This window comes from Acinetobacter sp. 1125_18A (assembly GCF_052824985.1).
Genome location: NZ_VTDG01000022.1, coordinates 12317 through 25767 on the forward strand (window position 1 = coordinate 12317; position 13451 = coordinate 25767).

Genomic DNA, 13451 nt, shown 5'->3' on the forward strand with positions numbered 1-13451 from the left:
TAACGATAAAAAACTAGGTGCAGTATGCAAATTCCATCGCATTTACAAAATAGTAGGACAGGGCAAGCCATGCCAAATTCGGCAGGGCATCTGCTCTCAACTTTAAGAACATTTAAAATGGCAGAATCAAAAACAGTGCTTGAAGTGATGGATATTCAAAAATCTTTTGGTTCAAGCCGTGTCTTGGAACACATTAACCTTGACCTGAAAGCAGGTGAATTTGTTAGCTTTTTAGGTCCATCAGGTTGTGGTAAAACAACATTGCTACGCATCATTGCTGGGCTTGAACAGCCTGATTATGGCAAAGTGATTAAACAACAAATTGATATTACCCATTTTAATACTGCAAAACGTAAATGCGGGATTGTTTTCCAAAACTATGCACTATTTCCAAACTTAACTGTGGCGGAAAATATTGCATTTGGTTTGCATAAAAAACACTGGTCAGCGCAAGAGATTCAATTTCGTATCAATGAATTATTAAACTTAATTGAATTGCCCAATATTGCAGAAAAATATCCCAATCAATTGTCAGGCGGTCAGCAACAGCGTGTGGCTTTAGCCCGTGCGATTGCGCCCAATCCTGATGTTTTGTTGTTGGATGAACCGTTGTCAGCTTTGGATGCGTTGGTACGTTTAAACCTCCGCCAAAAAATTCGTACCATTCAATGCCAATTAAATTTGCCTGCGATCATGGTTACGCATGATCAGGAAGAGGCGTTAAGTATTTCTGACCGTGTGGCAGTGATGAATAAAGGTGTGATTGAACAACTCGATACGCCACATAATATTTATTACAAACCGCAAACTCGTTTTGTAGCACAGTTTATTGGTTCGATGAATTTTATACAGACAGTAGCGGTCGATACGCATCGTTTAAAAATGAATGAGCAATCTTTTATTGAATTTCCACATTTAAACTTTGCCCAATATGAACACTATGAAATTGCTTTTCGACCTGAAAATGTCAATTTAGTTGCTGGAAATGAACCTTCTACTGAATATTTAAATTTAGCTGTACATATTGTCAACACTGAGTTTTTAGGCGCAAAACGTCGTTTATTCTGCGTGGTGCAAAACCAAAATCATGCCGATGACAATATGTTGCAAGTTGATGTGGATCACCAACATATGGCGGTTGTGCAAGATGGAATGTATCTGCAAGTGCCGATTCGTGACTTACATGTGTTTGATTCACGAGGGCATGCGAGATGTTAAATCAGTCTGCCGCAGATGCTTTATTAAGTAGTCAAACAGCACATCGTTTTCGTTATTCATTGCGTTCAAGTGCAGTGTTGTTTGTCGCAGCAATTCTATTCACCTTGAGTTTGATTGCACCCTTAATCGTATTGATGCAAAGCGCATTTTTAAATGAACAGCATCAATTTGTCGGGTTGGATAACTTTACAGCTTATTTTTCCAATCCGGCCTTAATCTCATCGATTTTTAATTCGATGTGGATCGCCATTACAGCCATGTTGATTACGGTGAGCTTGGCAAGTGTTTATGCTTTTGCATTGATTAACTGCAATATTCGAGGCAAAGCTTTCTTTAAAACCGTGGCATTTTTACCGATTCTTGCACCTTCACTTTTACCTTCATTGGCTTTGGTGTATTTGTTTGGTCAGCAAGGTGTTTTTAAGGGCATGATGGGCGAGGTGGAAATTTATGGTCCACTAGGCATTTTGATCAGTTATTGCTTTTGGCTATTTCCTGCCATGGTCATGTTGATGATGGGGGCATTTCGCCATATTGATCAACATTTGATTGAGGCTTCGCATGCTTTAGGAAAAAATACGCTACAAACTCATTGGGCTGTGACTTTTCCTGCGATTCGCTATGGTTTAGTCAGTGCCTGTCTGGTGGCATTTACTTATGTCATTACCGATTTTGGGATTCCCAAAGTGATTGGCGGGTCATTCAATATGATGGCGTTGGATGTGTATAAGCAGATCATTGGTCAACAAAATATGAACATGGGTGCCGTCATTTCGATTTTGTTGCTCTGTCCTGCGGTGTTGGCATTCATTTTTGATCGATACCAAAGTCGTCATCAGGAACGCTATCAAAATTTCCAAATTCAGCCTTATCGTTTGCGTGCCAATCCTCGAATTGAAAAGCATTAACTGTATTTTGTGGGGTGATTTCAGGCGGTATTTTACTGATTATTGTGACTGCGATTCTCGCATCATTCATTCGCTATTGGCCCTATGATTTGTCAATAACCTTAAATCATTATCGTTTTGAATATGTTGATGGTGGTGGTTGGGCAAGTTATTTTAACTCAATCAAATTGGCATTGTTCAGTACCGTTTTCGGTACGATGATAATTTTCATCATTGCCTTATTTAGTACCCGTTTTAAAGCATATCCTTTGCTAAAAAACTATGTAAAAGTCTTGGTGTTATTGCCTTTGGCTGTGCCGGGCTTGGTGTTGGGTATTGCTTATATCTTGTTCTTTAACGCACCGCAAAATCCTGTGTCTTTCGTTTACGGTACGATGACGCTGTTGGTGATTTCAACCATTATTCATTATTACACTGTGCCACATTTGACCTTAACGCATGCGATTCAACAGATCCCAAATCAACTTGATCATGCTGCACAAAGTTTAGGATCTTCACATTGGACAATGTTCCGCAAAGTATATTTGCCTTTAACCTTTCCTGCGCTGTGTGATGTGTTGGTGTATTTATTTGTCAATGCCATGACTACTGTTTCAGCTGCGATTTTCCTTTATTCACCTGATACCAATTTGGCATCGGTGGCGGTGCTGAATATGGATGATGCAGGTGATACCGTGGCAGCTGTGGCGATGAGTATTTTGATTTTACTCACCTCATGTGTAGTCAAGTTGCTGCATTGGTTATTCACTCGGAAAATGATGACGTCAACACAACGTTGGCGTGAGCAAACACATTCATAACAAATTGATCTTTCAGTCAATCTTTTTAATTAACTAAACCATTTGAATTGAACGCTTTCTTTTAGGCGCTGGGGATTTTGCGTGCTAAAAAAAGTAGATAAGGTGGAAAAGACAATGAATACAGCACAATTTGACTTAATTATTGTCGGTGCAGGCATTTTAGGAATATCGGCTGCGATCCAAGCGGCAGAGCAAGGTTTAAAGGTACAAGTCTTTGAAAAATATGCACAACCTATAGGTGCGACTCGCCGTAACTTTGGCATGGTTGGGACTTCGACTCTAAGCCGTCCTGATGCGAAATGGCGTGAATATGCTTTGGCAACCCGTGAATTTTATCAACGGATTCAGGCACAAACCGATATTTCATTTCAACAGCGGAACGGGTTGTATCTCGCGAATACTGAACTTGAATGGCAAGTATTAAACGAGTTTGCTCAAGCTGCAGCTGATTATCAGATTCCTGTAAGTCTATTGTCTAAGCAGCAACTGTTTGATCAATATACTTATTTAAACCCAGAAACTGCGCTACGTGGCGGTATGGTTTTTCATGAAGATTATTCAGTTGAGCCACATTTGGTGGGACTGCGTTTGTTGCAACATGCCGAAAAACTTGGTGTACAAATTCATTGCAATGCCTCTGTGGTACTGACGCAATTTAACCAAGGCATGGCGTACATTCGCTTGGCATCAGGTCAAACATTTACCGCAAATAAAGTCATGATTTGTCATGGTGAAGAGACACAATTGTTGTATCCCGAGCTCTTACAACAAAAAGGTTTATTGCGTTGTACTTTACAAATGGCATTAACCAAACCGCTAAAAGTCAATCTCAAAGGTTCGATTTATTCAGGATTGTCGATCTCTCGTTATCCCGCTTTTGAGATTTGCCCTAGTCATCAAGATTTACGCAATGAATCACAAATCGATTTAGTTGAAAAGTACGGTATTCATATCCTGATTAAACAAAATGAATTCGGACAAATTATTTTGGGCGATAGCCATGAATATTATCCGATTGAAGACATACCACAATTTAATCAACGTGAAGAAATTAACCAATTCATTTTGCAATATTGCAAAGAAAATATTGGCTTAGAACTACCTGAAATTGAATCTCGTTGGAATGGTTACTATCTGACTCATCCTACGGAATTGGCATGTGTGATGGAAGCTGAAACCAATATTTTCCTTGTCAGTGCGATTGCAGGCAAAGGCATGACCACAGGCGCAGGATTTATGAAAGAAATGTTAGAAAATTACATTTTGTAATCTGGTTTAAACCAGATTTGTTTATGCTGTATGAAATTGATCAAAGGTTAGGCGAAATGAACGTACAAATTGAACTTTCAAACACAATTGAAAACGATGTTGAAAATAAATACTTACTGTTGACACCAGGACCATTGTCTACTTCGAAAAGTGTGCGTCGTGTGATGCAACGTGATTGGTGTACTTGGGACAAAGAATATAACGCATTGGTTCAGGAGATCCGCAGTCGTTTGGTGGCGTTGGCAACTGCAAAACCTGAACAATATAGTGCTGTGTTGATGCAAGGCAGTGGGAGTTTCTCTGTAGAAGCAGTGTTAGGTTCGGCGATTCCAAAGGATGGTAAAATTTTAATTATCAATAACGGGGCATATGGTGCACGCATGGTGCAAATGGCTCGATGTTTAAAAATTGACGTGGTGGAATTACGCTACCCTGAAATGCAAATCCCTCAACTGGCTGATATCGAAAAAGCACTTGAAGATGACAGCATCACTCATGTGTCATGTGTGCATTGCGAAACCACCACAGGTGTATTAAACCCAATTCAAGCGATTGGGCGTATTGTCAAAGCCAAAAACAAAGTGTGGATTGTCGATGCGATGAGTTCTTTTGGTGGCGTGCCAATGGACATTGCAGAGCTCGAAATTGATTTCTTGATTTCAAGTGCCAATAAATGCATTCAAGGTGTACCTGGCTTTGGTTTTATTTTGGCAAAACGTGAGCAATTACAAGCGTGCAAAGGTTTGGCTTGTTCAGTCAGTTTAGACCTATACGACCAATGGAACACCATGGAACACCATAATGGTAAATGGCGTTTTACTTCACCCACTCATGTGGTGCGGGCTTTTTATCAAGCGCTTTTAGAATTAGAGCAAGAAGGCGGAGTAACCGCACGTTATCAGCGTTATTTCAATAATCAACAACGTTTAGCCGCAGGTATGCAAGCGCTTGGTTTTGAAATGGTCTTAGATCAAGACGCACCACAATCTCCAATTATCACTACATTTTTATATCCAAATGAAGCCGATTTTAGCTTCCAAGCCTTGTATGAAAATCTGAAACAAGCAGGGTTTGTAATCTATCCGGGCAAAGTCACCGACTTAAATTGCTTCCGTATCGGCAATATCGGAGAGATTTATTTAGATGATATTGAACGACTTTTAACAGCGATTGAGCACTATCGTATTTGATTGGAATTCACAGTTCCTTTTCTTGTGCCATTTATGGCTTAGGGCGGAGGTTAGGCTGGGGAGATTATAAATCCTCTTCCTAGCTCTCCTTTTAAAAGGAGCGGGCGCTGCCATTAGAAATTAAATATTACGCAAAACTTAACTTACGCAATACAGCTATTTTTAACTTTGAGAAATGAATAGGATAACCTTATGAACACTTCAAATTCAGCATTACAAGCCGTCGTTTTTGATTGGGCAGGTACAACAGTAGATTTTGGTTCACGCGCACCAATTTTGGCATTTATGGCTTTATTTGCAGATAATAAAGTTGAAATTTCAATTGAAGAAGCACGTGCACCAATGGGTTTGGAAAAACGCGATCACATTGCGGCAGTTTTGAAAATGCCTCGTGTTGCAAGTGCGTGGAAACAGGCACATGGTGCTGAAGTGACTGTGGCGGATATTGACCGTTTATATCAGGACTTTATTCCATACCAATTGAAAAGCATCCCAAGCTGCTCAAAATTGATTCCGGGTGCATTAGACGCATTTGCTGATATTCGTGCCCGTGGTGCAAAAATTGGCAGTAATACTGGTTATGCTTCGATGATGATTGGTCAATTGGTGCAAGATGCAGCTGATCAAGGTTATGTGCCTGACTGTACTATTACAGCCAGTGATGTGAAACATGGCCGTCCTTATCCTGAAATGTTGTGGAAAAACCTAATTGAACTTGATGTGTTAGATATTAAAACTGTGGTGAAAGTGGATGACACAGTGGTCGGCATCGAAGAAGGTTTAAACGCTGGTTGTTGGACTGTGGGCTTGGCCGTCAGTGGGAATGAAGTGGGGCTAAGCTTCGAAGAGTGGTCTGCACTATCAGCGTCTGAACAACTAGGTTTAAAAGAAAAAGCATACGCAAAAATGAATGCTTCAGGTGCACATTATGTAATTGATAGTATTGCTGACTTACCTGCGGTATTGGATGCGATTGAACAGCGTTTAGCAAATGGTGAAAAGCCTTAATAGATGATGAATACCAGTCTTTATGACTGGTATTTTTTTAGAGCTGAAATATCAATTCTTTTTTTAATTTCCTCATGCTGCATGAAAATGATGAATCCATGAGAAATTGTTTAATTAACTTGAGTGTTTGCTTGGTTGTTTGTGGTAGACCAAGCTATGAGTTAAATCGATTTTATAAGGAAGCGAGTACGGTTTTCCAAAATTATTCTTATAAAACTTATGTTGCCTAATAGCATCCATTCAATGTTTTGCAATGTAAGTTGCCCCCCTTTCATGAGGAACGAAGGGAGGTTTTATACAGTTACATCAATCAACTTCGCATCCAGTTATCGACTGCAATTCGTCAAAGCTTAAACCGTCTACATTTTCAATGACTTTCACACCTTTCTCAGCCACATCAATCACACAAAGATCAGTATAAATACGATCAACACATTTCAAAGCTGTTACAGGATAAGATAATTTAGTCTTAATGTTATTTATCTAAAATTGATTCAAAAGCTTTTAAACGTTTGTGAATGGAAAGTAACTCTATAATTGTTTTCCAAGAGTTAATCAAATATTGAAAAGATTGACGTACTTGATCAAAAACATTGGTAATTTGGGTAATGAGTCCTAATGTCATTTTTCCAGTTGCAATGGATGGAAATAAAACGAATAAGCTAAACAAAATATCTAATTGAATATACCAGATGCTTGCTAGGTTAAAATAGGTGTAATGAAAGTACAATCGGAAATAGTTTTGCCGAACACTTCCAAATAGTGCTTTTAATGTTTTAGGTTGTGCCCGTTGCTCATGATCCTCTCCATAAACCAATTCTTTGCGATAAGCCGCTTCAACCTTTTGATTATTAAATTGTAGACCAGGTAATTTAATCCCGACCAGCATAAGTAAAACTGTACCGAATATTGCCCATACGATTGCTGCCCAGACTAAAGAGTGATCAATATTTCCAACCAGTGGTAATTCTGTTACTTGTTTAGAAAGTTCAAATAAAATAGGCAGGAAAGCAATTAATACCATGATCGCCTTAATAAAATTTACACCAAGGTCTTCTAAAATTGTTGCAAAACGCATGGTATCTTCTTGAACACGTTGGGAAGCACCTTCTACATGACGTAGTTCTTGCCAGTGCTCGGTATAATATTCATTCATAGCTGTGCGCCAACGAAATACATAATGGCTGGTAAAAAAAGAATTGATTACAGCTAAAGTAACTGCAACTAGAGCAATCAATAAGAAAGTAATTGTTCCCATATAGAGTTCTTTAATATCACCTCCACCATTTTCTAACATGTTTTGAATAAGGTTATAGAATGGTTGATACCAAGCATTGATTACGACGCTTACTTGAACGCCAAACCAGATATTAAATAGAATAAATGATGACCCCCATACGGACCATCTTTGCCAACGGTTATCTGATTTTAAATGCCAAAAACCTGCAAAAATAGACGTTGAGATGAAGAACCATAAATAAAACCATATAAAAGAGAGTGACCAGAAGCGACTAACGCCTATGGGAAGTTCTATATTTGCATAACCTTTGGGTAAACCTAAAAACTCACCCCAATGGCTTCCACCAGAATTCCACAAAAATAAATTAATGATGAACCAAGCAATTAAGGATAAAAAAAACCACTTTGGATTGGGAAAAAACGACCTAAACATGTAAAAAATGCCCTGTGACTTGAAGGAACGCAGTTAATAAGATTATTTAAGTGTTATGTTATAATATAACAATAAAGGGCATTCAAGTGCATTTCTAATGTTGAGTTTTCATTTCATCTGAAATTTAAAAAATAAAAGCTTACGGTGAACTTATCGTTCTGTACCAAATGACTTTTTGGGATAGTTACAATCGAAATTGGCCAACAAAATAAGCAGTTATCATTTAACTAATGTGCTTTAGACCATAAGAAAAATCTGAGTTTTGCCTAGTATCGTTTGAGGTGTATTTGCAGTAAAATTTTGATTTTATGGAAAAATTTATATAAATAATGAATTTGAAAACGGACAAGTTAAATCAAAATTTAAGTAATGGGATTCATTTTTGTAAAAGTATTTCAGTGGGTTGCATGGAAGTGCTGCGGTAACTTTTGAAAAATGGAAGGTTTTTCATAGTTAAGTTATTCAAAGCCACACCAATAAATAATGATGACTATTCGCATGTATCTGTTTAGGTGGTATTTAGCCAGCGGGACGATTTTCTTGGCTTCACACAGCATCTCTAAAGTCGTATCTCAGCTTTTTTCAGCAAAATGAACTGATGAGTTACTTTTCGTTCTTTTCATATCCAAAACAACAAAGTCATCAACGCCCCGTAATATGATTCAGAAATATTTTAAATATTATCAATGGGCTTCTTTAAATTTAAAACAACTACAAAACCTCTTTCTTTTGGGTGAAGAGGTTAGCGATCTAATTAGACAAGTAAGCGACTTACAATACTTACACAGTCAAGCGAATAAACGTGATAGATCATGAAAATCTTTCAACTACTGAGCAAGCTCAAAACTGGAAAAATAATTCAATACACTTTTAGAAAGACCGAAAAGAAGAAATTCAGCAACAGTCAAAACTAAAAGATATTCCGACACTGCGTGATTTAGTCAAACAAATGCAGTCACTTCATTTATGCAATCAACCAGAATAAATGTGCCTGTAGAACTTTGTATATGTCTATGACTAAGGAGGATAAATAGGATTGAGTAAATAAGGCTTTTAGATGACAGCTTTATTTATGAGGAGCACTATGCAAAAAAACAAAAAATGCATGGTTATAGAGGATTTATAACGTGAATGATGCTGATTTCTAAAGAAAAGAAATCAAGATAGCAGGGAAATATATGAAACAGACTTTACTCACCGCTAGTATTGTGGCTTTGGCCACATTGGCTATGCCAGTTTTTGCTTCTGGTTTACAGAGCGTTAGCAGCAACTATGTGGCTTCTGATTATGCAAAAACCAAATATCCAGTTGTATTTAACCATGGGATGTTTGGTTTTACTCGACTCGGTCCGACAGCTTTTGGGATGGACTATTTTTATCAGGTTCTTCCTGATTTGGCACGGAATGGTGCGACGGTTTATGCGACACAGGTTTCTCCACTAGAATCCACCGAAGTTCGTGGCGAGCAGTTGCTACAACAAGTAGATGAAGTTTTGGCACTCTCAGGAAAGTCAAAAGTTAATCTAATTGGTCATAGTCATGGTGGACCGACCATTCGTTATATTGAAGCAATTGCACCTGAGAAAGTCGCTTCACTCACTGCTGTTGCTGGAACGTTTAAAGGGTCCAAAGTGGGAGATGATATGTTGGATAATCCTGCTGAGAAATTTTTATTTACCGTCTTAGGACAATATATCGTTGCTCCAGTGGAGTTACTTCTACAAGGTAATCCTGATTTGCCGATTAGTCTGGATCGCTCATTGAAATCATTAAGTGAAAAGGGTTCTGCAGAATTCAATGCAAGGTTCCCAACTGCAGCAATCCCATCTGATTGTGGCAATGGTCAGAAGATTACCAGTAATGGGGTTTATCATTACTCGTGGACAGGTAAAGCTCAAGCAACCAATCTACTTGATGTCATTGACGTTGCCATTTCCACCATGGCACCAAGATCTTATAAAAATAATGACAATGATGGTTTGGTTAACCGTTGCAATGCACATTTCGGACAGGTGATTCGAGACGACTATAATCAAACTCACCTAGATGAAATTAATCAGATTTTGGGCTTGAAAGCATGGTTTGGACCTGATCCTGTGTCACTTTATCGTCAACAGGTTAATCGACTAAAACTTGAAGGCTTATAAGGGAATATTATAAGAAATAGACTCTAAGCGCATCATAAGGGAGTCTGAATATTCAGGCTTCTTTTGTTTAGAACACAATGATTGGCTTTAGGTTTAATCTTTACTAAAAATTTAGATTCTTTCATCTATGAATAGAAAGCTGATAGAGATCCATAACAGATCCTTACTAGCGGGGAAGATGACATCCATGTCGATCACTACACTTGTCTTTAAGACCAGCTTTATGCTGATATCCTTATACAGATCATAACGAGATCATACTGGTATCGACTTTATAAAAATTCCACCTTTCCTGTTTTTACATCATAAATACCACCTGCAATGCCAATTTCACCTTCTTCGACCATCTTTTTCAGTACTGGGCTATTTCTTAAGATATAGGCAATATTATTTTGTACATTTGCGATGGTCACCGCCTGAATGAAATTACTGGTGAGTTGGTAATCGGTCATTTCTTTATGCACATTTTCTGCCGCCTGCATAATCGGTTTAAGAAAATATTGTACATGTGGGGTTTCGCTGAGTTGAGTAATATCCTTTTTTTGTTCATACATCTGACAAGCTGCTGTCACTGCACCACAATCTGTATGACCCAATACTAAAATTAATTTGGAACCCTTACTCTTACAGGCGAATTCTAGAGAGCCTAATACTTTTTCGCCCGCTATATTTCCAGCGATCCGTAAACTAAATAAGTCACCAATACCGACATCAAAAATCCGTTCTGTTGGTGCACGTGAATCCATACAGCCTAGAACGGCGGCAAATGGATGCTGTCCAGATTGTGCAGTGACTTGAATTTGACGAGCAATATTATGATAAATCCGTTCATGGTTAACGAACCGCTGATTGCCTTCTTTGAGTAGCTGAAACACTTGTGCAGGCGTAAGTTGTCGTTGAATTTCCTGAGTACTGACATCAATATCCAGTTCTTCTTCTTTAATTTCAGGATAATGTATTTTAAAGCCAATTAGTTTTACATCGATGCCATTTTCTGCAGCTGTTTCATCCCTAAAATCTTTAATCACTTGATATACATCCGGATCAATATAATAGGTATTCGACGCATCGATCACTACAGTATCGCCACTGACTATTTTCTCTAAGGCAGAAACTAATGCGGAACGATTTAAAAAGCTAATATTGGGTGCCAGTTCAATACGGGTAATATTTCCATGCAAATGTGCTTCATGGATGATACGAACACCACGGAATAAATTATTTTTTAATACAATGATAAAACTAATCAACAGCCCTAACAAAATACCGATAAGTAGATCCGTCGCGATAATTGCAACAACCGTTACAATGAAGGGTAGAAATTGCTTCCATCCTTGACCATAGATCCGTTTAAAAAGTGAAGGGCTGGCTAATTTTACGCCAGTTAAAATTAAAATGGCGGCAAGGGAAGATAATGGAACAACATTGATTAATGGTGTCAGAAATAAAACCGCAATAATCAATAAAATACCGTGAAAAATTGCAGAGAATTTGGTCTTTGCACCACTTGCTGCATTGACTGAACTTCGGACAATCACTGAGGTAATCGGCATACCTCCAATTAAACCAGACATGGTATTTCCGATACCTTGAGCCACCAACTCTTTGTTTGGCGGAGAGGCACGCTTTTGCGGATCCATTTTGTCCGCAGCTTCTAGATTTAATAGTGTTTCAAGCGAGGCGACGATCGCCAGCGTAATGGCACCTGTATAAATTATAGGATTATTCCATTGAGTGAAGTCAGGGAAACTGATAATTGATTCAACACCTGAAAAAATATTGGGAAGATTGACTAGATGTTCAGTGCCGACTGCGAGGCTGGAATTGGTACTGATAAAAAAATAGTTTAAGAGTCCCGCAAAAATGACCGCAATAAGTGCAGAGGGTACAACCATTTTTTTTAAAGGTGTTTTATCCCACAATAAAATAATGAATATACTTGAGATACCAATGATTGCCGCACCATAATCAAGATGCTGTAATAGGCCTGTCCCTTCGGACCAACGTTGTTGAAGAATTTCGGTTTTAATCCCAAAGAGCAGAGGAAGTTGATTGATAATCAAGATTAATCCGATGGCAACAAGAAGCCCCATAATCACATTGGTTGGGATAAAATTTGAATAGGTCCCCAACCGAAATAACCCGAAAAATAATTGGATGAGGCCGGCTAAAACTAAACAAAATAAAAAAGCTTGGTAGTTGCCTTCAAGCTTATCTAGCTGTGTTAAAACAATAGCGGTAAGCCCAGCAGCGGGACCTGACACACTGATATGAGAACCACTCAAATAACCGATAACGATTCCACCAATGACACCCGCAATAATACCGGAAATCAAGGGTGCACCTGAGGCACTGGCTATACCTAAACAGAGCGGTAGAGCAACTAAAAAAACAACTAAACCTGAGAGCAAATCATTTGTATAAAACTTTCTTCTGGGAACCAATTCCTGTTGCATAAATATTCTCGGCAAATTTATAAGTTTGATATGCATTTGGATACAGCCTATTTCATGCTGTACACAAACTTGCCTAAGTTAGATGAGAATGCGTCCGTAAACTTTAATAAAGACCAAATGACAACAGATTATGAAAGAAACTCTATATCAGCTTTACAAATGATAAATTTTTCTGAATATTAAAGAAATTCTTAAATATTTGTTCGAACAATTTGGTTAAATTATAAGTATTTTAATACGTTAATTTTAATTTGATTTTTAGGTTTTTGGCTAAAAAGTGCTGATGAAGTCTGTATAACTTATGGCTTGAGCAATAAGGAATGGTGATGTATTTGTTTTTTAATAGGTAAGTTTTACTTTCGAGCCGTGAGATCCTTTTCCAAAAAATTATTCAGATGTAAAACTTTTATTGTTTTTATATTGGGTTTTGTAGGGTTTATGAAATATTTTAGAAAATATGTTTTTTCACGTGAATTTGGTTGTTTATTTGAGTGGGTAAAATGAGTATTGCGGTGTTTTAACTACACAATACTTGCGGAGATATTTACTATATCTACTCATCTGTTGGTGCTATATCATGTGAAAAAACATGTTATATTTCATTTGTATCTGAAATGGATTTTCAACTAAAACGGTCTGTTGAGTACAACTCGTTTAGTAGGAGGCAGGAGCTGATACAATTTCATTAAAAAATACTTTTTATCTTCACGACTATTTTTAATATTATTCGCAACATTGATTTTGAAAACTTTTGCGCTATAAATGTCAAAAAATATAAATGGA

The 13451-nt window shown here is 37.8% G+C and carries 7 protein-coding genes and 2 pseudogenes; 6 read left to right on the top strand and 3 right to left on the bottom strand.

Annotated elements, in window-relative coordinates; genetic code table 11:
* Positions 1-24 precede the first annotated feature (24 nt).
* The 5 genes and pseudogenes from FY049_RS21095 to phnX all read left to right on the top strand — a co-directional run bounded on the left by FY049_RS21095 (position 25) and on the right by phnX (position 6393).
* A complete protein-coding gene (locus tag FY049_RS21095) occupies positions 25-1218 on the top strand; it encodes an ABC transporter ATP-binding protein (RefSeq protein WP_446084313.1) in 1194 nt (397 codons plus the stop codon).
* A pseudogene (locus FY049_RS21100) lies at positions 1212-2926 on the top strand (putative 2-aminoethylphosphonate ABC transporter permease subunit). The gene FY049_RS21095 and the pseudogene FY049_RS21100 overlap by 7 nt, the downstream one beginning before the upstream one ends.
* Before the next feature lie 114 nt (positions 2927-3040).
* Positions 3041-4195, top strand: coding sequence for a TIGR03364 family FAD-dependent oxidoreductase (locus FY049_RS21105; protein ID WP_446084314.1), 1155 nt, complete (start codon positions 3041-3043; stop codon positions 4193-4195).
* Positions 4196-4251: 56 nt separating this feature from the next.
* Positions 4252-5385, top strand: coding sequence for a 2-aminoethylphosphonate--pyruvate transaminase (gene phnW, locus FY049_RS21110; RefSeq protein WP_446084315.1), 1134 nt, complete (start codon positions 4252-4254; stop codon positions 5383-5385).
* A gap of 192 nt (positions 5386-5577) precedes the next feature.
* Entirely contained in the window at positions 5578-6393 is an 816-nt protein-coding gene (gene phnX, locus FY049_RS21115; RefSeq protein ID WP_446084316.1) for a phosphonoacetaldehyde hydrolase, read from the top strand.
* A 293-nt stretch (positions 6394-6686) separates the two neighbouring features.
* On the opposite strand, the pseudogene FY049_RS21120 reads toward phnX, so the two are convergent.
* Both FY049_RS21120 and sbmA read right to left on the bottom strand, forming a co-directional pair.
* Positions 6687-6867, bottom strand: a pseudogene (locus FY049_RS21120) (3-oxoadipate CoA-transferase); the annotation flags it as partial.
* A 1-nt stretch (position 6868) separates the two neighbouring features.
* On the bottom strand, positions 6869-8065 hold the full coding sequence (gene sbmA, locus FY049_RS21125) for a peptide antibiotic transporter SbmA (RefSeq protein WP_151958178.1): 1197 nt from the start codon (positions 8063-8065) through the stop codon (positions 6869-6871).
* A gap of 1178 nt (positions 8066-9243) precedes the next feature.
* Between sbmA and FY049_RS21130 the strand changes: the two genes are divergently transcribed.
* Complete coding sequence (locus FY049_RS21130) at positions 9244-10212, top strand: esterase/lipase family protein (RefSeq protein ID WP_056513849.1); 969 nt, start codon at positions 9244-9246, stop codon at positions 10210-10212.
* Between the two features lie 272 nt (positions 10213-10484).
* Here FY049_RS21130 and FY049_RS21135 read toward each other — a convergent pair whose 3' ends face one another.
* The gene (locus FY049_RS21135; protein ID WP_446084317.1) at positions 10485-12668 is read right to left on the bottom strand and encodes a solute carrier family 23 protein; all 2184 of its coding nucleotides are present in this window, start codon (positions 12666-12668) and stop codon (positions 10485-10487) included.
* Positions 12669-13451 lie beyond the last annotated feature (783 nt).

Excerpts from the sequence above, each read along its gene's own strand:
- phnX (WP_446084316.1), top strand. The coding sequence starts at position 5,578 with ATGAACACTTCAAATTCAGCATTACAAGCCGTCGTTTTTGATTGGGCA.
- FY049_RS21135 (WP_446084317.1), bottom strand. The coding sequence starts at position 12,668 with ATGCAACAGGAATTGGTTCCCAGAAGAAAGTTTTATACAAATGATTTG.
- sbmA (WP_151958178.1), bottom strand. The coding sequence starts at position 8,065 with ATGTTTAGGTCGTTTTTTCCCAATCCAAAGTGGTTTTTTTTATCCTTA.
- phnW (WP_446084315.1), top strand. The coding sequence starts at position 4,252 with ATGAACGTACAAATTGAACTTTCAAACACAATTGAAAACGATGTTGAA.
- FY049_RS21105 (WP_446084314.1), top strand. The coding sequence starts at position 3,041 with ATGAATACAGCACAATTTGACTTAATTATTGTCGGTGCAGGCATTTTA.
- FY049_RS21095 (WP_446084313.1), top strand. The coding sequence starts at position 25 with ATGCAAATTCCATCGCATTTACAAAATAGTAGGACAGGGCAAGCCATG.
- FY049_RS21130 (WP_056513849.1), top strand. The coding sequence starts at position 9,244 with ATGAAACAGACTTTACTCACCGCTAGTATTGTGGCTTTGGCCACATTG.